This is a genomic window from uncultured Lentibacter sp., assembly GCF_937123735.1.
Classification (GTDB): Bacteria; Pseudomonadota; Alphaproteobacteria; order Rhodobacterales; family Rhodobacteraceae; genus Lentibacter.
On record NZ_CAKZKL010000034.1, the window covers coordinates 15490 to 36486 of the forward strand.

General features: G+C 54.5%; 25 protein-coding genes and 1 pseudogene. 16 read left to right on the forward strand and 10 right to left on the reverse strand.

Going from position 1 to position 20997, the window contains the following annotated elements; all coding sequences use genetic code 11:
* Window positions 1-53: 53 nt before the first annotated feature.
* The 3 genes from Q0478_RS11045 to Q0478_RS11055 all read left to right on the forward strand — a co-directional run bounded on the left by Q0478_RS11045 (window position 54) and on the right by Q0478_RS11055 (window position 2824).
* Window positions 54-959 (forward strand): D-amino acid aminotransferase, encoded by a 906-nt coding sequence (locus tag Q0478_RS11045; protein WP_298679224.1) that lies wholly within the window; start codon window positions 54-56, stop codon window positions 957-959.
* Window positions 956-1672, forward strand: a complete 717-nt coding sequence (locus Q0478_RS11050) for an HAD family hydrolase (RefSeq protein ID WP_298679226.1) — start codon at window positions 956-958, stop codon at window positions 1670-1672. The genes Q0478_RS11045 and Q0478_RS11050 overlap by 4 nt, the downstream gene beginning before the upstream one ends.
* A 114-nt stretch (window positions 1673-1786) precedes the next feature.
* The gene (locus tag Q0478_RS11055) at window positions 1787-2824 is read left to right on the forward strand and encodes a fatty acid desaturase (RefSeq protein ID WP_298679228.1); all 1038 of its coding nucleotides are present in this window, start codon (window positions 1787-1789) and stop codon (window positions 2822-2824) included.
* Window positions 2825-2876: 52 nt separating this feature from the next.
* Here Q0478_RS11055 and Q0478_RS11060 read toward each other — a convergent pair whose 3' ends face one another.
* Together Q0478_RS11060 and Q0478_RS11065 are read right to left on the reverse strand one after the other, a co-directional pair.
* Window positions 2877-3155 carry an SCP2 sterol-binding domain-containing protein gene (locus Q0478_RS11060; protein WP_298679230.1) on the reverse strand — a complete coding sequence of 93 codons (279 nt, stop codon included), beginning with the start codon at window positions 3153-3155 and terminating at the stop codon, window positions 2877-2879.
* A gap of 280 nt (window positions 3156-3435) precedes the next feature.
* Window positions 3436-4653: an argininosuccinate synthase gene (locus Q0478_RS11065; RefSeq protein WP_298679350.1), complete on the reverse strand. Its 1218-nt coding sequence runs from the start codon at window positions 4651-4653 to the stop codon at window positions 3436-3438.
* A 111-nt stretch (window positions 4654-4764) separates the two neighbouring features.
* Here Q0478_RS11065 and ilvA point away from each other — a divergent pair, with 111 nt between their 5' ends.
* Window positions 4765-5997 carry a threonine ammonia-lyase IlvA gene (gene ilvA, locus Q0478_RS11070; protein ID WP_298679232.1) on the forward strand — a complete coding sequence of 411 codons (1233 nt, stop codon included), beginning with the start codon at window positions 4765-4767 and terminating at the stop codon, window positions 5995-5997.
* On the opposite strand, the gene Q0478_RS11075 is transcribed toward ilvA, so the two are convergent.
* The 4 genes from Q0478_RS11075 to Q0478_RS11090 are packed head-to-tail and all read right to left on the reverse strand — an operon-like array spanning window position 5983 to window position 10007.
* A complete protein-coding gene (locus tag Q0478_RS11075; RefSeq protein WP_298679234.1) occupies window positions 5983-7116 on the reverse strand; it encodes a CCA tRNA nucleotidyltransferase in 1134 nt (377 codons plus the stop codon). The genes ilvA and Q0478_RS11075 overlap by 15 nt on opposite strands.
* The gene (locus Q0478_RS11080) at window positions 7113-7706 is read right to left on the reverse strand and encodes a CoA pyrophosphatase (RefSeq protein WP_298679236.1); all 594 of its coding nucleotides are present in this window, start codon (window positions 7704-7706) and stop codon (window positions 7113-7115) included. The genes Q0478_RS11075 and Q0478_RS11080 overlap by 4 nt, the downstream gene beginning before the upstream one ends.
* A gap of 4 nt (window positions 7707-7710) precedes the next feature.
* On the reverse strand, window positions 7711-8706 hold the full coding sequence (locus Q0478_RS11085; protein ID WP_366914918.1) for an Hsp33 family molecular chaperone HslO: 996 nt from the start codon (window positions 8704-8706) through the stop codon (window positions 7711-7713).
* Window positions 8707-8741: 35 nt separating this feature from the next.
* Complete coding sequence (locus tag Q0478_RS11090; RefSeq protein WP_298679238.1) at window positions 8742-10007, reverse strand: SpoIIE family protein phosphatase; 1266 nt, start codon at window positions 10005-10007, stop codon at window positions 8742-8744.
* A gap of 155 nt (window positions 10008-10162) precedes the next feature.
* Here Q0478_RS11090 and Q0478_RS11095 point away from each other — a divergent pair, with 155 nt between their 5' ends.
* Complete coding sequence (locus Q0478_RS11095) at window positions 10163-10474, forward strand: Hpt domain-containing protein (RefSeq protein ID WP_298679240.1); 312 nt, start codon at window positions 10163-10165, stop codon at window positions 10472-10474.
* A 74-nt stretch (window positions 10475-10548) separates the two neighbouring features.
* Window positions 10549-11046, forward strand: coding sequence for a L,D-transpeptidase family protein (locus tag Q0478_RS11100; protein ID WP_298679242.1), 498 nt, complete (start codon window positions 10549-10551; stop codon window positions 11044-11046).
* A gap of 5 nt (window positions 11047-11051) precedes the next feature.
* On the opposite strand, the gene Q0478_RS11105 is transcribed toward Q0478_RS11100, so the two are convergent.
* Window positions 11052-11582 (reverse strand): CAP domain-containing protein, encoded by a 531-nt coding sequence (locus Q0478_RS11105; RefSeq protein WP_298679244.1) that lies wholly within the window; start codon window positions 11580-11582, stop codon window positions 11052-11054.
* Between the two features lie 139 nt (window positions 11583-11721).
* Between Q0478_RS11105 and Q0478_RS11110 the strand changes: the two genes are divergently transcribed.
* Together Q0478_RS11110 and Q0478_RS11115 are read left to right on the forward strand one after the other, a co-directional pair.
* On the forward strand, window positions 11722-12327 hold the full coding sequence (locus Q0478_RS11110; protein WP_298679246.1) for a L,D-transpeptidase: 606 nt from the start codon (window positions 11722-11724) through the stop codon (window positions 12325-12327).
* A gap of 132 nt (window positions 12328-12459) precedes the next feature.
* A complete protein-coding gene (locus tag Q0478_RS11115) occupies window positions 12460-12639 on the forward strand; it encodes a hypothetical protein (RefSeq protein WP_298679247.1) in 180 nt (59 codons plus the stop codon).
* A gap of 57 nt (window positions 12640-12696) precedes the next feature.
* On the opposite strand, the gene hemH is transcribed toward Q0478_RS11115, so the two are convergent.
* Both hemH and Q0478_RS11125 read right to left on the reverse strand, forming a co-directional pair.
* Window positions 12697-13755, reverse strand: a complete 1059-nt coding sequence (hemH, locus tag Q0478_RS11120) for a ferrochelatase (protein WP_298679249.1) — start codon at window positions 13753-13755, stop codon at window positions 12697-12699.
* Complete coding sequence (locus tag Q0478_RS11125) at window positions 13756-14607, reverse strand: SAM-dependent methyltransferase (RefSeq protein ID WP_298679251.1); 852 nt, start codon at window positions 14605-14607, stop codon at window positions 13756-13758.
* Window positions 14608-14618: 11 nt separating this feature from the next.
* Here Q0478_RS11125 and Q0478_RS11130 point away from each other — a divergent pair.
* From Q0478_RS11130 to Q0478_RS11150, 5 genes and pseudogenes are all read left to right on the forward strand, one after another.
* Window positions 14619-14813 (forward strand): annotated as a pseudogene (locus Q0478_RS11130) (double zinc ribbon domain-containing protein); the annotation flags it as partial.
* A 279-nt stretch (window positions 14814-15092) separates the two neighbouring features.
* Window positions 15093-15350: a ComF family protein gene (locus tag Q0478_RS11135; RefSeq protein ID WP_298679354.1), complete on the forward strand. Its 258-nt coding sequence runs from the start codon at window positions 15093-15095 to the stop codon at window positions 15348-15350.
* A gap of 32 nt (window positions 15351-15382) precedes the next feature.
* Entirely contained in the window at window positions 15383-15643 is a 261-nt protein-coding gene (gene grxC / locus Q0478_RS11140) for a glutaredoxin 3 (protein WP_298679252.1), read from the forward strand.
* The gene (locus Q0478_RS11145; protein WP_298679254.1) at window positions 15643-16476 is read left to right on the forward strand and encodes a carbon-nitrogen hydrolase family protein; all 834 of its coding nucleotides are present in this window, start codon (window positions 15643-15645) and stop codon (window positions 16474-16476) included. The genes grxC and Q0478_RS11145 overlap by 1 nt, the downstream gene beginning before the upstream one ends.
* On the forward strand, window positions 16473-16916 hold the full coding sequence (locus tag Q0478_RS11150; protein WP_298679256.1) for a MarR family transcriptional regulator: 444 nt from the start codon (window positions 16473-16475) through the stop codon (window positions 16914-16916). Before Q0478_RS11145 ends, Q0478_RS11150 begins: the two co-directional genes overlap by 4 nt.
* On the opposite strand, the gene ubiG is transcribed toward Q0478_RS11150, so the two are convergent.
* Window positions 16917-17663 (reverse strand): bifunctional 2-polyprenyl-6-hydroxyphenol methylase/3-demethylubiquinol 3-O-methyltransferase UbiG, encoded by a 747-nt coding sequence (gene ubiG, locus Q0478_RS11155; RefSeq protein WP_298679259.1) that lies wholly within the window; start codon window positions 17661-17663, stop codon window positions 16917-16919.
* Between the two features lie 44 nt (window positions 17664-17707).
* Here ubiG and pip point away from each other — a divergent pair, with 44 nt between their 5' ends.
* The 3 genes from pip (at window position 17708) to nusA (ending at window position 20995) form a co-directional block, all read left to right on the forward strand.
* Window positions 17708-18682 (forward strand): prolyl aminopeptidase, encoded by a 975-nt coding sequence (gene pip / locus Q0478_RS11160; protein WP_298679261.1) that lies wholly within the window; start codon window positions 17708-17710, stop codon window positions 18680-18682.
* 126 nt (window positions 18683-18808) lie between these two features.
* Complete coding sequence (gene rimP / locus Q0478_RS11165) at window positions 18809-19384, forward strand: ribosome maturation factor RimP (RefSeq protein ID WP_298679263.1); 576 nt, start codon at window positions 18809-18811, stop codon at window positions 19382-19384.
* Window positions 19385-20995 carry a transcription termination factor NusA gene (gene nusA / locus Q0478_RS11170; RefSeq protein WP_298679265.1) on the forward strand — a complete coding sequence of 537 codons (1611 nt, stop codon included), beginning with the start codon at window positions 19385-19387 and terminating at the stop codon, window positions 20993-20995.
* Window positions 20996-20997: the final 2 nt, after the last annotated feature.

Here is a 20997-nt window from a genome sequence, read left to right on the forward strand (position 1 = left end):
ACAGCCCTCACAGAGAGGTTACAACTTGTTCCCGAAACGTGAGAGGCCAAACCATGAGCGACAAAATTACCACCCACGCCGCCGAAGAAGACGCGCGCAATGAACAGATCAAGATCTGGCTCAACGGGCGCTGTGTCCCCAAGGCCGAGGCGCTGGTCTCTGTCTATGACAGCGGCTTCATGCTCGGCGATGGCGTCTGGGAGGGGTTGCGGCTCTACAATGGCACATGGGCCTTCTGGGAGGAGCATTTCGACCGCCTCTTTGAGGCCGCCAAAGCGATTGATCTGGACATCGGCATGCGCCGCGACGCGCTCTATTCCGCCTTGTTAGAGACACAACACGCCAACAACATGAGCACAGACGCCCACGCGCGCCTCATGGTCACACGCGGGGTCAAGACACGCCCCTTCCAGCACCCCTCGCTCAGCCAGCAAGGCCCGACCGTGACGATCATCATGGAGCACTCCCAGCCCAAGATCCCGCGGCCCATCCGCCTCGCCACGGTCCCACACATCCGCGGCCTGCCGATGACGCAAGACCCGAAGCTCAATTCGCACAGCAAGCTCAACTGCATCCTTGCCTGTATCGCCGCCGAAAAGGCCGGGGCCGATGAGGCTCTCATGCTCGATGTCCACGGCTTCGTGAACACCACCAACGCCTGCAATTTCTTCATCGTGCGCAAGGGCGCGGTTTGGACCTCCACGGGTGATTATTGCATGAACGGCATCACCCGCCAAAAAGTGATCGACCTCTGCCGCGCCAACGATATTCCCGTGTTCGAGCGCAATTATTCCCTGGTTGATACCTACTCCGCCGATGAAGCCTTCCTCACAGGCACATTCGGCGCCCAAACTCCGGTCAGCGAAATTGATGGCCGCCCCATCGGCACAGGCGAGATGGGCCCGGTCACCAAGCGTTTGCGCGCGCTCTACAAAGATCTCATCGAGGCACAATCATGACATCTATCGCCATGTGGTCTGGCCCGCGCAACCTCTCCACCGCGCTCATGTATAGCTTTGCAAACCGGCCCGATTTTGTGGCCGTTGACGAGCCGTTTTATGCCCATTACCTCGCACAAACAGGGCTCAATCACCCGATGCGCGAAGAGGTGCTTGCCAGCCAGCCTCAGGAGGCCGCCACAGTGGTGCAGTCTCTAATCCGCCCTTTAGAGACACATTTTTATCAAAAACACATGTGCCAACATATGTTGCCTTCGGTGCCGCGCGATTGGATGTTTGGCGTCCAGAACGTCTTTCTCATCCGCCACCCCGCCCGCGTGATCGCGAGCTTTGGGGCCAAATATGAGGGCTTCGGGCTGGCAGACATCGGTTTTTCCCAGCAGCTGGAGCTTTACGAGATGCTACAGCGCGCCGGCCACCCTGCCTTGGTGATAGACAGCGCGGATATTCGTGCAAACCCCGAAAAAATGCTCACCAAACTCTGCGCAGCGCTGGGTGTGCCGTTTGATAAATCCATGCTGAGCTGGCCTGAGGGCGGCCAACCCTGCGATGGCGTCTGGGCGTCCCATTGGTATCAGGCCGTGCATGGCTCGCGCGGATTTGCCGGCCCCGAAGGCCCGCTGCCTGAGCTTCAGAGCCCGGCAGACAAGGCGCTTCTCTCCGCCGCGTTGCCCATCTACGAAACAATGGCACATCAGAAGATGACCGCCTGATCGCGCCCAAATCCGCTACCTTTTGGCTCAGTTTCAACTGAAAACTCATATTTCTCTTGTCACATGCCTTGGTTGCTCTATTCGTTGCAGCAAGAAACAATAAGACAGAGCCGTATGAACATCGCATCCGCCTTCCCGACCGAGCAGACAGATAAAGCCAAATCAGCCAAAGAATGGGTCTCCACCCTGGCCAAGTTCCGCGAGCCAAACACTGCGCGCAGCTATTTTGAATTGCTCGTCACGGCAGTGCCTTTCTTGGGGCTTTGGGCCGCCGCTTGGGCGGCGCTTTCGGTCAGCTATTGGCTCGCTCTTGCGCTCTCGCTGCCGATTGCGGCGTTTCTTTTGCGGCTGTTCACAATCCAGCATGATTGCGGCCACGGCTCCCTGTTCAAGAACCGCAAGGTAAGCGATTGGGTGGGCCGCGCCCTCGGGGTTGTCACCCTCACCCCTTATGATGTCTGGCGGCGCACCCACGCCATTCACCACGCCAGCCATGGCAATCTCGCCAAGCGCGGCATTGGTGATATCGTCACCCTCACTCTGGCCGAATACAAGGCGCTCTCCCCTTTGGGCAAGCTCCAGTATCGTATCTATCGCAGCCCGTTTTTTCTCTTTGGCTTCGTGCCTGCCTATCTCTTTTTCATTCAACAGCGCTTTCCCGTCGGGCTGATGACAACTGGCAAATACTGGTTTTCGGCGATGCTCACAAACCTTGTGATCCTCTGCGTGCTCGGTCTGATCTATGCTTTTGGCGGTGTCGCGCCGCTGTTGCTCATATTCCTACCTTCCACGCTGCTTGCGGCCACAGCCGGCATGTGGCTCTTTTATGTGCAGCACCAGTTTGAAGAAACCACATGGGATCACAATGAAAACTGGGATCTCCATGACGCCGCCCTTTACGGCAGCTCGCACTATATCCTGCCGTCCTGGGTCAACTGGTTCAGCGCCAACATCGGTATTCACCATATCCACCACCTCTACAGCCGGATTCCTTTTTACCGTCTGCCCGAGGTTCTGCGCGAAAATGCCGAGCTGGCCGAGATCAACCGGATGACAATCCGCGAGAGCTTCGCAAGCGTGCGCCTCCATTTGTGGGATGAAACCAACAAGCGCCTGTTGTCCTTCCGCGAGGCCCGCAGCCTCGCCGCCTAGGCTTTATGGTCCAAAATCGTAGGGTGCGCATTTACTGCGCACCTCCCTATGCCTAAAGCAGCTTCGCCAGCCGCATCGCGACAGTCATATTCCCCGAAACTTTCAGCTTCCCCGTCATAACACCGGTCATCGCGTTGAGCTTTCCTCTCAGCAGCTTCCCAAGGTTTTCCTTGCTGATCTTCAAGGTGCAGTCCGTGTCCTGATCCTGCGTCAGCACAGCTTCCCCCTTCAGAATGATCACACCATCCGAACCACAGTCAAACTTGAGCGACCCTTCAAAGCTCTTCCCCTCAAGCCCGCGTGAGATACCTTTTGCCATGTCCTGCATCATATGCCTCCCTAAAATGCCCGCATCATGACGTGGTTTTACAATCTACACCGCCCTAACCTCACGGCAGGCGCACGCTGCATTACCTAATTTTCTCTTAACGCAGAGCCGGATCAGGGGGTGCACGCTTCGTGCACGGGGTGTGCACGCATATCACCCCCCCTGTTTTGGTGTTGCAGCACTCGTTAACCCTGCGGAACGCACCCCTAACAAAAGCAAAGCGAGCCCATGCTATACTGCACAGACCCGCTTGATTTTGTTCAGTTTTCCACGCCCGAAAGGACTATTTGAACCGACGATTCCGTGTTGCCAAAAGCTTGAGACGCAGCGCATTGAGCTGGATGAATCCCGCCGCATCCTTCTGGTCATAGGCCCCGGCATCATCTTCAAAGGTCACATGCGCCTCCGAGTAGAGCGAGTGGTCTGACCAGCGGCCAACACATGTCGCCGCGCCCTTATAGAGCTTGAGCCTGACAGTGCCCGTCACATGTTCCTGGCTCTTGTCGATCGCCGCTTGCAGCATTTCGCGCTCAGGGCTGAACCAGAAACCGTTGTAAATGAGCTCCGCATAGCGCGGCATCAGGCTGTCCTTGAGGTGGCCCGCGCCGCTGTCGAGTGTGATCTGCTCAATTCCACGGTGTGCCTCCAGAAGCACGGTGCCGCCGGGGGTTTCGTAGATGCCACGGCTCTTCATGCCCACAAAGCGGTTTTCAACAAAGTCGAGCCGCCCAATGCCGTGCTTTCCGCCCAATTCATTGAGCTTTGTCAGAAGGTTAGCCGGGCTGAGCGCCTCACCATTGATGCTCACGGCATCGCCTTTTTCAAAGCCCACCTCGATATATTCCGCCTCGTTCGGCGCATCTTCAGGCGCAACGGTGCGTTGGAAAACATAGTCCGGTGCCATCTCGGCCGGGTCTTCCAGAACCTTGCCTTCGCTTGAGGTGTGCAATAGGTTCGCATCCACAGAGAAGGGCGCTTCCCCGCGCTTGTCCTTGGCAATTGGAATCTGGTTTTTCTCAGCAAAATCAATCAGCTTGGTGCGGCTGGTCAGGTCCCATTCCCGCCATGGCGCGATCACTTTTATATCGGGGTTGAGCGCATAACAGGCCAGCTCGAAGCGCACTTGGTCGTTGCCCTTGCCTGTCGCCCCATGGGCCACGGCATCCGCGCCCACGTCCTCGGCAATCTCGACAAGACGCTTGGAAATAAGGGGCCGCGCAATGGACGTGCCGAGCAGGTAAAGCCCCTCATAAACCGCATTCGCACGGAACATCGGGAAGACAAAATCGCGCACAAATTCCTCGCGCAGGTCTTCGATATAGATGTCTTTCACACCCATCATCTCGGCTTTCTTGCGGGCGGGTTCAAGCTCCTCGCCTTGTCCCAGATCGGCGGTGAAGGTCACAACCTCACAGCCATATTCCGTCTCAAGCCATTTGAGAATGATGGAGGTGTCCAAACCACCAGAATACGCAAGGACAACTTTCTTGGGAGCCGACATCATGATTTCCTCTTGTCTCGTTTGCCGCGAGGTAGCTGTTTTTGCGCCCCTCTGCAAGCGCAGCCCCTTGCTTTGCGAGGCTTCGTGGTAGAATAAAAACAGATGGATACAATGAAAACAGCCTCCCGCCAGATCGCAAACCAGCTGCGCGCCGTGTTTGAGCCGACCCCGCTCCAGCGCAACGCACATTTGTCCGAGCTGTATGAGGCCGATATTCTGCTCAAACGCGAAGATCTGACCCCCGTGCGCTCCTACAAAATTCGTGGTGCCTTCAACGCGATGACCGAGGCCATGAAAGGCCATGAAGCGCCACCGCTTTTTGTGTGCGCAAGTGCGGGAAACCATGCGCAAGGTGTTGCTTTCATGTGCAAATACCTTGGTGCGCGGGGGCGTATTTTCATGCCCGTCACCACGCCGAGCCAGAAGATACTGAAAACCAAGACCTTCGGTGGAGGGTTGATCGAAATTGAGCTTGTGGGTGACTATTTTGACGAAACGCTTGCCGCGGCCAAAGCCTATTGCGAGGCTGAGGCGGGTGTCTTCCTGCCGCCGTTTGATGCCGAAGATGTCATCATGGGCCAGTCCACGGTGGCTGCTGAAATTGAAGAACAGCTGGGAAGCCAAGCCCCCGATCTTATCGTGCTACCGGTGGGCGGCGGGGGGTTGTCGGCGGGTGTGACAGCCTATTTTGGGCGTGAAACCAATTACGCTTTTGTAGAGCCATCAGGCGGTGCCTGTCTGGCTGCGGCGCAAGCCGCCGGCAAGCCTGTGCCTCTGCCCACGGTGGATTCCTTCGTAGATGGGGCGGCTGTAGCCGAAATCGGTCAGCTCACGTTTGCAAAGCTGCACCCCTTCAAAGATCAGACCCATCTTCAGATTGACGAAGACAGGCTCTGCACCACGCTGATTGAAATGCTCAATATAGAAGGCGTCGTGCTGGAGCCCGCAGGCGCTTTGACCATCGACGCGCTCAAGGATATGCGCGACGAGATCAAGGGCAAAACCGTGGTCTGTATCGTTTCGGGCAGCAACTTTGATTTCGAGCGCTTGCCCGAAGTCAAAGAACGCGCCCAGCGTTACTCCGGCCTGAAGAAATACTTCATCCTGAGGATGCCCCAGCGCCCCGGCGCGCTTAAGGATTTCCTCGGTTTTCTCGGCCCGCATGACGACATTACGCGCTTTGAATATCTCAAGAAATCCGCGCGCAACTTCGGCTCTGTTCTGATCGGGATCGAGACCGACACGCCCGAGAGCTTTGAGCGGCTCATGAAGCTGGCAAACGATAAAGGCTTCAGCGCACGCGACATCACAAACGACGAGGTGCTCGCCTCATTTCTCGTCTAAGAGCGCCTCTCTTGAAAGCGTGAATCCCGAGCCAATCCAGCGCTGCTCCGCCTGTTTCAAGGCATCTCCCAAAGCCTTGCCTTCAAGCTCGGGAAAGTCCTTTGCAACCAGTGGAAACTGCGCCTTCCCAGCAGCGTCGAGCCCAGCAAATGAGGGCTCGCCACCACAGAGCGCCGCCCGTAAAACCACAGCACTTTGTGCAACTTCAGCACCTTCGCGATACGCCAGCTCGGCGGCGCTTTCAGCACTCCAGGCAAAGCGGCGCAACATGTCAAACAGCCGCCGGTCTTTCTTGGAGAGCCGCAAGGGCAGGTGGCCGGCAAAAGCCATCAGAGCTGCAAGCCGCGCAACAGGCGTAGCGCTGCCACCCAGCATGACAAACCGCTGCAAAACAGGCAGGCTGGCACCCGGCAACACACGCACCAGAACGCCCGAGCCTTGCAGCGCCCCAAGCACCTTCAAAGGGTGCGCGGCCCCCAGAGTTTTAAGCACCTCTGCGGTGATCCGCTCGGTTGAAACATGGCGCAAACCATAGCTCAGCCGCGCGGCAGCCAGCAAAGCGTCAGGGTCTATCGCTTCAGGTCCGAAGCCAAGCTGGGCAGCAAATCGAAAGAGCCGCAAAATGCGCAGATAATCTTCCCTAATCCGTTCATCAGGCGCGCCAACAAAACAGATTTTGCGCGCAGCAATATCGGCCAGGCCACCCGTTGGATCACTCAGCTTTCCGGCCCGATCTGCATAGAGCGCGTTCATGCGGAAATCGCGCCGCGCGGCATCCTCTTCCAGGCTCTCGGAAAAGGCAACGACAGCGTGCCGCCCGTCGGTTTCTACATCTTTGCGAAAGGTCGTCACCTCAAGCACAGAGCCGCCGCCAACAACGGTCACGGTGCCGTGCTCTATACCTGTGGGAACGGGCTTATACCCCAGCGCTTTGGCAGCCCCGATAACGGCTTCGGGCCGCGCGCTTGTGGCAATATCAAGGTCCGTCACGGGCAGGCCAAGCAGCGCATTGCGCACACAGCCGCCGACAAAATAGGCCTTGGCCCCGCCAGCCTCTAGTGCGCTTAGTAGCGCCTGTGCCGCACGGTCTTCCAGCCAGTGTCCTGATACCTGTGTCACCCCGAAATCCGCTCTGCAAAGCCCAGCGTCATGCGCGCCGTCGCGCCCCAAATGTAATGCGGCCCGTAGGGGATTGTGTAGTATTTTCGCAAGCTGCCCCGAAACAACCTTTGTTGCACCGCATATTTGCGCGGATCGCTCAGGTGGGCCAAAGGCGCAAAGATGATTTCTTCCACCTCGCCTTTGTCAAGAATGGGGGCAAAATCACCCTTAACGAAGCCAAGAACCGGCTGAACAGAGAAGCCGGTGACCGTTAGGTGCTTTGGCAGTGTTCCCAGCAACTCCACTTGTTGAGGGGGCAGGCCAACTTCTTCCTGGGCCTCGCGCAGCGCGGTGGCTTCTATGGAGCCGTCAGCGGCCTCGACCTTCCCGCCCGGAAAGGCGATCTGACCCGGATGATGGCGCAGGTGCTGTGCACGTTTTGTCAAAACAACACAGAGCGTGCCGCCCTGCTCGACCAATGCAATCAGGACAGCCGCTGGGCTGTTTATACCTTGCTCAACAGGAATCACATCTGGGTTGAGGTCATAGTCAGAGGAGGTCGCTCCCGGCTTGGCCAGAACGGCCCTTATGGCAGCAATCTCTTTCACCCGGTTACTGCGCTTCAAGCCCGACAGTTGACGGATCCAGTTCGAAATGACGGTTGCAGAACTGGCAGTCTGCGGTCACCTTCCCATCTTCGGTTGTCATCTTTTCAATATCTTTGACGCCATAAATCGAGAGGCTCTGGCGCACACGCTCTTCTGAGCAGGTGCAGCCAAATTGCACCTCACGAGGCTCGTAGACCGCGGGCTCTTCCTCGTGAAAGAGTCGCCAGACAAGCTCGGCAGGCGCAACAAAAGGGCCTATCAGCTCGAGGCTTTCAACCGTGTTGAGCAAGTGGTTGACCCTGTTCCAGTCTTCATCCTTGCGCTGGGCATGGTCTCTCTGTGCGGCCTCGCTGTCGGCGTTGCGACCTTCGCTCTTGAGCGATTTGGGCAGATGTTGCAAAAGCATACCTGCCGCACGCCACTGGGTGCCCTTATCTTTCATGTAGGTTTCGCCATGCTCGACAATCAACTTGGTTGCGATCTGCTCTGAGGCGGCAAAATAGCCCTCGGCAGCTTCGGCAATAGACGCGCCTTCCAGAGGGGCCAGCGCCTGATAGGGTTTTGTTCCCTTCCCTTCGTCAATCAGCACCGCAAAATAGCCTTTGCCAAGTTGATCAAAGGGTTTGCCATCTGTGATGCGCGTGCGGTCATAGCTTGCATAGGCGCGGATACTTGCGGGGGCGTTGAGTTCGGCAGGTGCGAAATAATCGGTCGCAATCATGCGCACGGGGCCATCTGTCTGCACCTGTAAAGAGAGCTTCCACTTGGATTCAACCATGCTTCCAAGCAGGGCTGTGATGATAACCATTTCGGAAATCAGGGATTCCACCTGCTTGGGGTAATCGTGCTGAGCCAAAATATCGTTCACAGTCTGGTCAAGGCGCACAATGCGACCCCGGCAATCAGAAATTCTGAGCTCAAAGGGCAGGACTTTTTCGTCCCAAATTTTGTTTTCCGTGTTTTCCATAAGGCCAAACCAATCCGTGTGTTTGCCCAGCACCTAATCGCCCAAGCCGGCCAGCGCAAGGCAAGGGATCAGGTTTTGGTGCCAGAAAACTCTAGCAGAATGGCAGAAATGTCATCCGAAAAGTCGCGGGCGCCTGCAAATGTATCCAACTCAAAAAGAAGCGCATCCAGCAAGGCGGGCCCACGTTTGTCTTGCCAGTTTTTGAAAAAACAGATGACATTTGCATCATCATAAAACGCACCAGCCTCGTTCATACATTCGGGCACACCATCAGAGTAAACGGCGAGCCGGTCTCCCGGATTGAGGCAGATCTCAAATTGCTCATAGCTGGCATCGGGCACAAGCCCGACCGGCAGGCCGCCACTGCCCACAAACTCGACATCACCGCTTGCGCGCTGCACAAGCGGATGGGGGTGGCCGGCTTGGCTGGCGGTTACTTTGCCGGTTTTCAGGTTGGCCACGGCATAAACAAGCGTAAAATAATGCTCAGTGGTCATCTCTTTGAGAACGAGGTTGTTGAGCCTTGCCACAACTTGGCTGGGCGGTATCGGCGCAAAAATATCGCCTTCACAACGCTCTATGGCTATATTTTGTTCCTTTGATGCTGATGACATATACCCCGCCAGACGTGCGGTCATAAGGGCAGAGCTGATGCCATGGCCAGATACATCAATCGCAAAAATTCCAATCTCCTCTTCGTTGATCGGAAAATAGCCCACAAGATCGCCACCAACATGCCCACTGGATTGGAGCATCAAGGAAATCTCGGCGCTGCCAAAGTTTCTATAGCGCTCCCTTACCAGTGACTGTTGCAGCTGTTTCGCCTCGATCAGGTCATTGTCGATTGTGGTATAAAGCGCTTTCAGCTCATCCAGAGTTGTGTTGATCAATTCGTTCTTGCGGGTGAGTTCGCGCTCCATATTGAGAATTCGCTCGCCCGCAACCAAACGCGCCCGCAGCTCGGCCGCGCTCACAGGTTTGGTCAGGAAATCATCGGCACCGGCATCAAGCCCCTGGGCAATTTCTGTTTTGTCGCTTTTTGAGGTGAGCAGAATGAAATATCCAAAGCGATCAGCATCCATGGCCTTGAAGCGACGGCAGAATTCGATTCCGTCCATACCGGGCATCATCCAATCACTCACCACAAGATCAGGCTGCGAGGCTTCGCAAAACGCCAGCGCTTCATCTCCGCTTGAAACTTCGGCGACTCGGTAGCCCCATTTTTTGAGGCTGGCGCGCAGGATGCTGCGTTGCAAACGGCTGTCATCAACGACAAGCACAAGGTTGCTTTCCGTTTCATGTGTTTCAACAGGGTTGCGACTGCTCTGACTCATAAATCCCCTGAACGTCTTGCGTTCTTCTCCGGCCTCTTTCCATAGCCTGTTTGCTTTAAGCTCTCGTGAAGAAATTCTCTCTCATTTTAGTGTTCTTTTAGCTTTCTCTTAACAGGTGGCTGTTAGAGTGCTTGGCACGAACTTGAGGTGTAGGCATGATCAACTGGGATAAAGTGGAGGAACTTCGCCAAGATATCGGCGCAGAAGATTTTGGTGAAATCGTCGTTGTTTTTCTGGAGGAGGTCGAGCTTGAGCTCTCTTCCCTCGCTCAAAAGCCGGTGGAGGGTTTGGGCGCAAGTATGCATTTTCTCAAGGGCAGTGCCTTGAACCTCGGATTTGAGGAATTTGCAGAGAAATGTTCTCTTGCGGAAAAGTTGGCCGCAGAAAATAGCGCCGCCCAGATTGATCTGGTGGCGCTGCAATCATGTTATGACGCATCTATAGACGTCTTTTTGCAGAAAATCTGAGAGCCTGTCTCAAACTGAGTGCAGATAAGCTGTAATGCTGCTATATGTTTGCGCAAAATAGCAGTGGGCAAAACATGCGGGCACTTATACACCTTGGAGCGCTTCTCGTTTTTGTGCTTCTTTCGGGCTGCGCGTCTACAAAGTATCGGACATATACTGGCCCCGAGATCACTCAGTTGGTTGTCGAAAAGGAGGCACGCAGGCTTTACCTATTGAGCGGGCAAGACGTTATAAAGACTTATAAAATTGGCCTTGGGTTTAGTCCTGTTGGGCATAAGGCGGTTGAAGGCGACGGGCGCACACCGGAAGGGCGCTACATCATTAACCGCCGAAACCCTAACAGTCAGTTTTATCTCTCAATCGGGATATCGTATCCCAACTCCCAAGACATAGCGCGGGCGCGCAAGCTGGGAAAAAGCCCCGGCGGCGATATCTTTATTCATGGACGCCCGGCAAAATACAGAAATGGCATTCGAGATTGGACAGCTGGCTGTATTGCTGTGAGTGATCGGGAGATGGAAGAAATTTATGCTATGGTCCGCAATGGCACGCCTATCTTGATCAAGAAATAGGCTACTTATTCCGTTTCGGCACCCAAGCTGCCCATCGTCAGAGTCCACCAGATTTTTCCGCTGGTTTCCTGATGCCATGCGAAGCCGAGATGTGTCGCGCGTTTATCGAGTAAGATTGCTCGGGTGTCTGCTTGGTCCATCCATGCGCCCAATGTTTCCAGCTCGGTTTCATAGGTTTCTGAAATCAATTCGCCAAGCGCCGTGCCCCCATAGCCCGCCCGCTTCACCCGATCAATCGGGGAGGATCCATCTGATCCAAAATGCCAGGGACGATTTTGTGCTGCCATATCAAGAGAATGGGTTGCAGCGGCAGCATTTAGCTCAGCGCTCATTTCAACGTCTGAGGCCCCTGCCGCTTGCCGCAAAGCATTGACAGAGTCCAGAATGCGAAACTGGATCTTTCCGGAAGCGGCGTTTGAAATTCTGTAGAGTTTTGGAAGCGGTTTACCGTCGGCTCCGAGCTGTGATTGTGGGGGAGCGGTCGTGCAGCCACTGAGCAGCAGAACCGAAACAAGAATGGAAACAAGCAAGCGCATGGCAGCCCCTTCAGAAATCTACGATCTTTGGTTTAGCGGTGAATCGCCGATCAATCAAACGCGGATTACAAAGGTTTGAATTGCGAGCCCAGCCCATCCAACATATATGATTGAACGATCATTTTTCGGAGTTCATGCGATGGCTATTTTTTCCAAATCAATGAGTCGCAGAGGGTTTCTTGCTGGCTCTACATCTCTTTTGGCTGCGCCGGCATTGGCCCAGACAGCAACTGTTGATGGTGCAGAGACTGTCGAAGTCGAGCGTGATTTGAGCGAAGTTGTTCGACGCAATATCTCAAGTTTCCGCTCTTTGAGTTGGGAGCCTTATTTCTCCAACCTCAAAAATGGGGCCTGCCTTGTTGATACAACCTCACGGGCATTGCATTTTTGGTCAGAAGATCAGTCGGTTTACAAGCTTTACCCCACGAGCGTTCCCTTGACAGAAGACTTGACCCGCCTTGGCCGCACATCCGTTGTCCAGAAAGTTGAGGGCCCGAGTTGGCGACCAACGCCTTCGATGCGGGAGCGCAATCCGGAGTGGCCAGATTTTGTTGGTCCGGGTCCGGACAATCCTCTCGGAACCCATGCGCTTTATCTATCCTGGACCTATTATCGCATTCACGGCACACACGATACGCGAAAAATCGGACGGCGCTCATCTAATGGGTGTATCGGCCTATATAATGAGCATATTGCCGAGCTCTTTTCTTTAACAAAAGTGGGCACGCAAGTGTTGCTAATATGACGAAATTGTGAGTGCGTCTTCTAGCCTGTGACCATATTGGGTTTGCAAAAACGCGCCAATACTGATTAACAAAAAATACGACGCTCTTATTGGCGTATGGATGCTTTGGGCATTCTATTTCTGGAGGATAAAATGAAAAATTTCGTGATCGCAGCTGCCTTCATTGCCGCAGCTTCTTCTGTTTCTGCTGGCAGCATGTCAGACCCAATGATTGAAGCCCCTGTTGTTGTCGCAGACGCGGCTGGTTCTTCAGGCGGTATGGTCGTTCCGCTTCTGCTTCTGATCGCAGTGGCCGCAGCTGTTGGCAACTAATACATCTTCTCTTGGAAGATAGGGGAAACGGCAGCTTTCTAGCTGCCGTTTTTCTTTTTACCAGCCCTGGATGTTTTCTTTGATGAGATCTGCCAAAAACGCGACATGCGCCTCGCCCGCGTTCAGGCAGGGAATATATTCAAAGGTTTCGCCGCCAGCCTCTTCAAAGGCCTCTTTAATCTCTTCATTGATCTCTTCAAGGGTTTCGATGCAGTCCGCCGAGAAAGCGGGCGCAACAACGGCGATACGTTTTTTTCCTTCTTCTTCGGCAAGCCGGGCAACCTCTTTTACAGTATAGGGCTTGAGCCATTCTTCAGGCCCGAAAACCGACTGAAAAGTCGTTACGATTTCAATATCTTGCCAACCAAGACGCTCGCGCAGCAGGCGAGTCGTTTTTTGGCATTGGCAGTGATAAGGGTCGCCTTGCATCAGGTAGCGTTTGGGCATTCCGTGATATGAAACAACAAGTGTTTCGGGGCGTTGCTCCATAGCGGCCACAGATGTTTCAATAGAGCGCGCCAGCGCCTCGATATACCGGCTGTCGTCAAAGTATCGTGCTACCGTGCGCACCGAAGGTTGCCATGTCTGCTTCATCATGGCGCGAAAAAACTGGTCGTTGGCGGTGGCCATCGTCGCGCCTGCATAATGTGGGTAGAGTGAGAAAAACAGCACCCTGTCACACCCTTGTGCGACCATTTCAGCAACCTTGCTTTCAGTTGATGGGTTGCCATAGCGCATACAGTAATCGACCAAGACCTCGCCGCCATATTCTTTTTCGATCAGATCACGCACCGCAGCAGTTTGTTCCTTGGTGATGGTCATCAAGGGGCTTTCACCTTCTGCTTCATTCCAGATTGATTTATAAGCAGCACCGCTTGTGAAGGGCCTTTTTGTGAGAATGATAAGCTGCAAAAGCGGCTGCCACTTCCAAGGGGCATAATCAATAACCCGGCGATCAGATAGAAACTCGTTCAGATAGCGGCGCATTGACCAATAATCATAATTATCTGGCGTGCCCAAGTTTGCCATTAACACGCCGATTTTAGGCTTTTTTACCTTTGGGTGGTCTTTTGGCAGATGGCTGGTGTCAAATTCGGCTTGAGTCAGTTTTTGCATTTAGTCATCACCATTCATTTTAGGCGTTTCGGGTTCTGGCAGTTTTATTTCGCTGGTTTTGAGTGCATCAGCAAGTCTGGCTTGGGCGGAGCCAGGCCGCAGGGGCTTTTGCTGGCTTTCATGAGGTGTCCAGCCGGTGAGAAATATGATCTCGAAGGTGGCGAGAATACGGCCTGTTTCGTCTGAGAAATGTTCTTTGTAAATTTCATCAGCAAGGCGAAAGAACTCTCTTTTCTCGAAACGGCGCTTGCGCATGTCTAACGCATTCGATTCTCCCATACGCCTCAAATCATGAGCCAGATGAAAAATGCTTCGATAGCTTGCTGTCAAAGTGAGTTTATCTGCCACGGGCAGGGCAAAGCCTGCTCGCTGCATCAGCTGGCCGAGATCCCGGATTTCGCCAGCCATTACCACGCGGGGGCTGAGGCCACCTGTAAGCGCAATCTCGGCCTCGCTGAGCGCTTTGCGCAGCTCATGCAAAGTGTTGCCGCCAAATAGGCAGCCGATAAACAAGCCATCAGGTTTGAGGGCGTTGCGGGCCTGAATCAGCTGACCGACGACATCATTGGCCCAATGCAGAGACATAGCATGCACAACCAAGTCATTTGTATGGGGCGCACACCTGAGCGTTTCAGTATCCTTGATGGGCTCAAATGTTGGGAAAGCAGGTTGCCACACCTCGGGCTGGCCAGCGATCAGGAGAGGATTGGTAAACGCTCTATTAACCAGTTCCAGCCGATACTGGATTTCGTCGATTGCGGCCATGTGTGCAAAGTCGGCTTCGGGCAAGCGGGCGCGCTGGCGGTGTCGCTCAAGTGTGGTGCGATCAGTATGAAGGTTGCGGGTTGTCATAGGGTAGGAATATGGGCTGGAGGTCGGGGATACAAACAGTTGTTCAGACTCTGTATCCAACGAGCTGTCTAAGCTGTGGCGACGCTGTTGAGGGCGATGCGGGCTTGTGCAGCAAATGCTGGCTCGGGTCGCATTTTGTTGCGGGTCTCGTATGTAACGGATGCGGCGCGCCGCTCCCTGGCCTATCGGCTGGCGTCGAGCAGTGTGACTCCTGCCTTGCAGCGCCGCGAAGCTGGGCGGCGGCTCGCACAGTATTTCTCTATAAAGACTGTGCAAAAAAGCTGGTTTGGCAGCTCAAATATGCGGACCGTGCCGAAATAGCTTCGGCTGCGGGGCTTTGGCTTTCGCGGGCTCTCGCACCAATCCTTCCGGACAACCCGATTATTGTGCCTGTGCCACTCCACTGGACACGGCTTCTTAAGCGAAAATATAACCAGTCGCAGTTGCTTTCCGCGAGTTTGGCCGAGAGGGGTGGCTTTCAGCATATGCCATTTCTCTTGAACCGAAGAAGACGCACCCCGCCGCTCTTCGGGTTGGACTTGGAAGCGCGTAAGGCCTGTTTGGAAAAAGCGATTGTGGTGCGAAAGCGCTATGTGCCTGCAATTGAAGGCCGCAACATTGTGCTTGTGGACGATGTGATGACGACGGGCGCCACGCTTTCGGCGGCTACAGAGGCTTGTCTTTTGCACAATGTCGCAAGCGTGCAGGCAGTTTTTCTGGCACGCGCCATCAAGAATGACTAGGTTCTGCCTCAACACTTCTGTTTGAGGGCCAAATGACACAGATTGAGATTTACACATCGCCACTTTGTGGCTTCTGCCACGCGGCTAAAAGGCTTCTGGATAGTAAGAACGCTTCTTACACCGAATATGACATTTTGACGGACCCCAAGCTGAAGCCGGAGATGATGCAGCGCGCCGATGGTGCGCGCACTGTGCCGCAGATATTTATTGATGGTATCGGAATTGGTGGATGCGATGATCTTTTCGGACTGGAAAGAACCGGTAAGCTTGACGGCTTGCTTGGGATATCCTGATGAAAACTGCCCTTGTGCAAATGACCTCAACAGACTCACCGGCCAAAAATCTTGCCAGTTGTGAGTGGCTTGTGTGCGAGGCGGTGGCACAGGGGGCACGGTTTATTCTAACCCCCGAGGTTTCCAATTGCATTGCCGATTCCAAGGCTGTTCTGGGGGCTGTGTTGTGCCGGCAAGAGGATGACCCTTTTCTGGCTCGAATGCGCCAGTTGGCGGCCAAAAATAATATCTGGATCCTTATTGGCTCTCTGGGGCTCAAAAACGAGCAGGCCAGTGATCAATTCGTCAACAGATCCTTTCTGATAGATCCGCTGGGGGCTATCGTTGCGCAATATGACAAGATTCACATGTTTGACGTTGATTTGCCCGGTGGTGAAAGTTACCGCGAAAGTGCGTCTTATGTGCCGGGTAGGAAGGCCGTTTTGGCGGATACGAAGATCGGTAAAATTGGATTGAGTATTTGCTATGATCTGCGATTTCCCATGCTGTATCGCACTTTGGCCCAGGCTGGCGCCCAAGTTTTAACCATCCCAGCGGCTTTTGCTCAGACCACCGGTGAGGCGCATTGGCACAGCCTGTTGCGCGCTCGGGCTATAGAAAACGGGGCCTATGTGCTCGCGCCCGCGCAGACGGGAGTGCATTATGCAAAAGATGGTAAAGAACGCCGTAGTTATGGCCACGCTCTTGCCGTTTCTCCCTGGGGAGAGGTTTTGGCGGATGCGGGCAAAGATGTCGGCATTTGTTGTTTTGATCTTGATCTTGAGGCCGTAACGCTGGCGCGCAAACGTTTGCCCTCCCTTATGCAGGACAGCCTGTTTGAGGGGCCGGAATGAACAACAAACAAAGCTCGCTCGCAATTACGCTGGTCAGCGAAATATTGGCCACTGATCAGTTGCTCAGAAACAAGCTGACCCGCGTTTTACCGCAGGGGATGGAGATCTCTCATTTTTCTGTCTTGACCCATTTGGCGCACATCAGTGCCGAAAAAACACCTGCGCAGCTTGCCAAGACCTTTCATGTCACCAAGGGGGCCATGACCAACACGCTCAACAAACTTGAGTGGGCTGGATATGTGCATATTCGCCCCGATTGGGATGATGCACGCCGTAAGATGGTGGCCATCAGCCCAGCAGGACGGCGCGCGCGCGATGCTGCGCTCTCTGCGATTGAGCCGATTTTTAACAGTCTGGTTGATGAAGGCGGCGCTGCAAGCATCAGATCGGCAATTCCTGTTTTGCGGGAAATGCGCCACAAGCTTGAAAGCAACGATTGATCAACCCAGCTTCTTGGCGGCCGTCACATAGTTTACGCTCAGGTCGCGGTCGGAAACCTTCCAGTTCCAACTGACCGGATTGAACACAAAGCCTTTGCGATCCACCGGAGACAGACCTGCCTTTTCAAGGAAATCGAAAAGTTCGTCGGGGGTGATGAACTTTTTCCATTCATGCGTCCCCTTGGGCAACCAGCGCATGATATATTCGGCACCCAGGATCGCCATGGCAAAGCTCTTGGCGTTACGATTGAGGGTGGAACAAATGTGTAATCCGTTTGGATTGAGCAGTTTGGCGCATTCATCAAGATAGTCTTGCGGGTCGGCAACATGCTCGACCACTTCCATATTTACAACCACGTCAAAGCGCTCACCGGCCTCTGCCAGCGCCTCTGCGGTGATAGCGCGAAAGTCTATCTCAAGGCCTTGCTGCTCGGCGTGCAGGCGGGCGACTTTGATGTTTTTTTCGGCGGCGTCTGCGCCAACCACGTCAGCGCCAAGCCGTGTGAGCGGTTCGCTGAGAAGGCCACCGCCACAGCCGATGTCAATAATCCTCAAGCCTTTGAACGGAAGTGGCTCGGCCAGATTGCGATTGAACTCCGCAGCAATTTGCTTCGTAATATAGTCAAGCCGGCACGGGTTCATCAGGTGCAGAGGGCGAAACTTGCCGTTTGGATCCCACCACTCGGCAGCCATTGCCTCAAACTTGGCAAGCTCGGCTGGATCAACAGTTCTGGTCTGGTCTTGCATGGTCTGGCCCCTAAAATTCGCTGATGCGTCTGGAAAGATACGACATGCACGAATCCACAGATGAAAAAAGCGTTCGAGCGCGACTTTACCCTGCTATTGAGCCCTTTGACAGGCGGATGATCGACGCAGGGGAAGGTCACAGACTATACGTTGAGCAATCCGGGAACCCGGCCGGCGTGCCTGTGGTTGTTTTGCATGGTGGCCCCGGCGGAGGGTGCAGCCCGGCCATGCGGCGCTTTTTCAATCCGCAGTATTACAGGATTGTCTTGTTTGATCAACGCGGCTGTGGCCGCTCAAAGCCCTTTGCGTCGGTTGAGAACAACACCACATGGGACCTTGTCCGCGACATAGAGACGATCAGGAAAGAGTTGGCGATAGACGCGTGGCATGTTTTTGGGGGCAGCTGGGGGGCCACGCTCTCGTTGATTTATGCGATTGCCCATCCGGAGCCTGTGAAGTCTCTTACGCTGCGGGGAGTATTCTTGGGCCGCAAAAGCGAGCTAGATTGGTTTTACGGCGGTGGTGCGGGGGCTTTTTGGCCTGATGTATGGCACCGGTTTCTTGAGCCTATCCCCAAAGATGAGCAAGATGACCTGATTGCGGCTTACCACAAACGTCTTTTTGGTGGCGCAGAGAGCGATGCGCTCAAATGCGCCCAAGCCTGGACCGCCTGGGAAAACACCTTGGCTTCGATCCAATCAGACGGTGCGTTTTATGTGCCAAACAACGCATTCTGCCGTGCCTTTGCACGCCTTGAGAACCATTACTTTTACAACGGCCTGTTTTTGGAAAATGATAACTTCATATTGTCCAATGCGCCGCGTATTTCGCATATTCCAACCAAGATTGTGCAGGGGCGATATGACATGATCTGCCCACCTGTCTCAGCCCATGAGCTGTCGTTGGCGCTTGAGCAGGCGGAACTGAAAATTGTCGGCTTATCAGGTCATGCTTTGTCGGAACCGAGGATCAGCGCGGCATTGGCAGAAATCATGGATGAATTGGCCAAACAGGCGTAACCGATTCGGCCTTGCATCCTTAAGTTTTTCGGACTAGAGACAGCACAACAGCGGCGCGCTGGGCTCCAGCGCACCACCGAGAATTTCAGCGGGCCGCACGGCCCGCTTTTTTGTTTGAGCGAAAATATGTCGAACCTGATTGCAAAAACTGCCCAAGATCGGCGTATGGCCGAAATCGTCGGCCCCGTTATTGAGGACATGGGCTTTGAGCTTGTGCGCCTGCGGCTGCAAGGTGGCGAGATTCCGTTGCTTCAAATCATGGCTGAGCGCCCAGAGGGCGGCATTGAAGTTGATGATTGCGGAGCTATCTCAAACGCGCTGAGCGCCTTGCTTGATGTCGAAGACCCACTTGAAGGCGAGTATACCCTTGAGGTTTCGAGCCCTGGTATTGACCGCCCACTTACACGTCTGAAAGATTTTGAGACATTCGAGGGTTTTGACGCCAAAGTTGAAACCGCTGAAATGATCGACGGTCAGAAGCGGTTTCGCGGCGAGCTTGCGGGTGTTGAAGGTGACGAAGTCTTGCTCACGATTGAGCAGGGCACCATCGGATTGAAGTTCGAGTGGCTGGTTGAGGCCAAGCTTGTGATGACCGATGAACTCATCAAAGAAATGTTGCGGCAACGCAAAGCCTCCGGCGCCTATGCGGACGGTGGTGAAGTAGAGATAGAAGAATCCCCTGAGTCTGAGGAGAAAGAATAAATGGCCATTACATCAGCCAACCAACTAGAGCTCTTGCAAACGGCCGAGGCCGTTGCGCGCGAAAAGATGATTGACCCAGGGCTTGTAATTGAAGCCATGGAAGAAAGCCTCGCCCGCGCCGCGAAGAGCCGCTACGGCGCGGAAATGGACATTCGCGTGGCGATTGACCGCAAGACAGGCAAGGCCACATTTACCCGCGTTCGCACGGTTGTGGAGGAAGAGGAGCTTGAGAACTATCAAGCCGAAATGACGGTTGAGCAGGCTAAGCTATACCTTGATGACCCGAAGGTTGGAGACAGCTTTGTAGAAGAGGTGCCCCCTGTCGAGATGGGCCGTATCGCCGCGCAAAGCGCCAAGCAGGTTATTTTGCAAAAAGTGCGCGAAGCCGAGCGTGAGCGCCAGTTCGAGCAGTTCAAGGACCGTGCCGGCACCATCATCAACGGTGTGGTGAAACGCGAAGAATATGGCAATGTTATCGTTGATGTGGGCAGTGGCGAAGCCATTTTGCGCCGCAATGAGAAGATCGGCCGTGAAAGTTACCGCCCGAACGACCGGATTCGCTGCTACATCAAGGACGTGCGCCGCGAACAGCGTGGGCCGCAGATTTTCCTGAGCCGCACGGCGCCCGAATTCATGGCTGAGCTCTTCAAGATGGAAGTGCCTGAAATTTATGAAGGTATCATCGAGATCAAGGCTGTTGCCCGTGACCCCGGCTCGCGCGCCAAGATCGCAGTGATTTCCTATGACAACAGCATCGACCCGGTTGGCGCTTGTGTTGGTATGCGCGGCAGCCGTGTGCAGGCTGTTGTGAACGAACTTCAGGGTGAAAAAATCGATATCATCCCATGGAACGAAGATGTGCCGACATTCCTTGTGAACGCGCTACAGCCAGCTGAGGTTTCCAAGGTTGTTCTTGATGAGGAAGCGGAGCGCATTGAAGTGGTCGTTCCAGATGAGCAACTGAGCCTTGCGATTGGTCGTCGTGGTCAGAATGTGCGCCTTGCGTCACAGCTGACAGCGTTGGAAATCGAGATCATGACGGAAGCGGATGAATCCGAGCGCCGGCAGAAAGAGTTCGAGCTGCGCACCAAGCTGTTCATGGATAAGCTTGATCTGGACGAGTTCTTTGCCCAACTGCTCGTTTCTGAGGGGTTCACCGCTCTGGAAGAGGTGGCCTATGTCGAAAAAGATGAGCTGCTGGTGATTGATGGTGTTGACGAGGACACCGCAGAAGAGCTGCAAGCCCGCGCCCGCGATATTCTGGAAGCAGAGGCAAAAGCCGCTATGGACAACGCCCGAGCGCTTGGCCTGGAAGACAGCCTTGCAGAGTTTGGTGATATGACGCCACAGATGCTGGAAGCGCTGGCCAAAGATGACGTCAAGACCCTTGAAGACTTTGCCACATGTGCCGATTGGGAGTTGGCCGGCGGCTGGACAACAATCGACGGTGAGCGTGTGAAGGATGACGGCATTCTGGAACCCTTCGAGATCACATTGGAAGATGCCCAAGCGCTCGTTATGAGTGCACGGATACAGCTTGGTTGGATCGACCCGGATGATCTGTCGGATGACTCCGAGCAAGACACCATCACCGAAGACGAGGCGGGGTGAGC

What these genes read in the sequence shown, in the direction of transcription:
- Q0478_RS11045 (WP_298679224.1), top strand. Translation starts at nt 54, where the DNA reads ATGAGCGACAAAATTACCACCCACGCCGCCGAAGAAGACGCGCGCAAT.
- Q0478_RS11050 (WP_298679226.1), top strand. Translation starts at nt 956, where the DNA reads ATGACATCTATCGCCATGTGGTCTGGCCCGCGCAACCTCTCCACCGCG.
- Q0478_RS11055 (WP_298679228.1), top strand. Translation starts at nt 1,787, where the DNA reads ATGAACATCGCATCCGCCTTCCCGACCGAGCAGACAGATAAAGCCAAA.
- Q0478_RS11060 (WP_298679230.1), bottom strand. Translation starts at nt 3,155, where the DNA reads ATGATGCAGGACATGGCAAAAGGTATCTCACGCGGGCTTGAGGGGAAG.
- Q0478_RS11065 (WP_298679350.1), bottom strand. Translation starts at nt 4,653, where the DNA reads ATGTCGGCTCCCAAGAAAGTTGTCCTTGCGTATTCTGGTGGTTTGGAC.
- ilvA (WP_298679232.1), top strand. Translation starts at nt 4,765, where the DNA reads ATGAAAACAGCCTCCCGCCAGATCGCAAACCAGCTGCGCGCCGTGTTT.
- Q0478_RS11090 (WP_298679238.1), bottom strand. Translation starts at nt 10,007, where the DNA reads ATGAGTCAGAGCAGTCGCAACCCTGTTGAAACACATGAAACGGAAAGC.
- Q0478_RS11095 (WP_298679240.1), top strand. Translation starts at nt 10,163, where the DNA reads ATGATCAACTGGGATAAAGTGGAGGAACTTCGCCAAGATATCGGCGCA.
- Q0478_RS11100 (WP_298679242.1), top strand. Translation starts at nt 10,549, where the DNA reads ATGCGGGCACTTATACACCTTGGAGCGCTTCTCGTTTTTGTGCTTCTT.
- Q0478_RS11105 (WP_298679244.1), bottom strand. Translation starts at nt 11,582, where the DNA reads ATGCGCTTGCTTGTTTCCATTCTTGTTTCGGTTCTGCTGCTCAGTGGC.
- Q0478_RS11110 (WP_298679246.1), top strand. Translation starts at nt 11,722, where the DNA reads ATGGCTATTTTTTCCAAATCAATGAGTCGCAGAGGGTTTCTTGCTGGC.
- Q0478_RS11115 (WP_298679247.1), top strand. Translation starts at nt 12,460, where the DNA reads ATGAAAAATTTCGTGATCGCAGCTGCCTTCATTGCCGCAGCTTCTTCT.
- hemH (WP_298679249.1), bottom strand. Translation starts at nt 13,755, where the DNA reads ATGCAAAAACTGACTCAAGCCGAATTTGACACCAGCCATCTGCCAAAA.
- Q0478_RS11125 (WP_298679251.1), bottom strand. Translation starts at nt 14,607, where the DNA reads ATGACAACCCGCAACCTTCATACTGATCGCACCACACTTGAGCGACAC.
- Q0478_RS11135 (WP_298679354.1), top strand. Translation starts at nt 15,093, where the DNA reads ATGCCATTTCTCTTGAACCGAAGAAGACGCACCCCGCCGCTCTTCGGG.
- grxC (WP_298679252.1), top strand. Translation starts at nt 15,383, where the DNA reads ATGACACAGATTGAGATTTACACATCGCCACTTTGTGGCTTCTGCCAC.
- Q0478_RS11145 (WP_298679254.1), top strand. Translation starts at nt 15,643, where the DNA reads ATGAAAACTGCCCTTGTGCAAATGACCTCAACAGACTCACCGGCCAAA.
- Q0478_RS11150 (WP_298679256.1), top strand. Translation starts at nt 16,473, where the DNA reads ATGAACAACAAACAAAGCTCGCTCGCAATTACGCTGGTCAGCGAAATA.
- ubiG (WP_298679259.1), bottom strand. Translation starts at nt 17,663, where the DNA reads ATGCAAGACCAGACCAGAACTGTTGATCCAGCCGAGCTTGCCAAGTTT.
- pip (WP_298679261.1), top strand. Translation starts at nt 17,708, where the DNA reads ATGCACGAATCCACAGATGAAAAAAGCGTTCGAGCGCGACTTTACCCT.
- rimP (WP_298679263.1), top strand. Translation starts at nt 18,809, where the DNA reads ATGTCGAACCTGATTGCAAAAACTGCCCAAGATCGGCGTATGGCCGAA.
- nusA (WP_298679265.1), top strand. Translation starts at nt 19,385, where the DNA reads ATGGCCATTACATCAGCCAACCAACTAGAGCTCTTGCAAACGGCCGAG.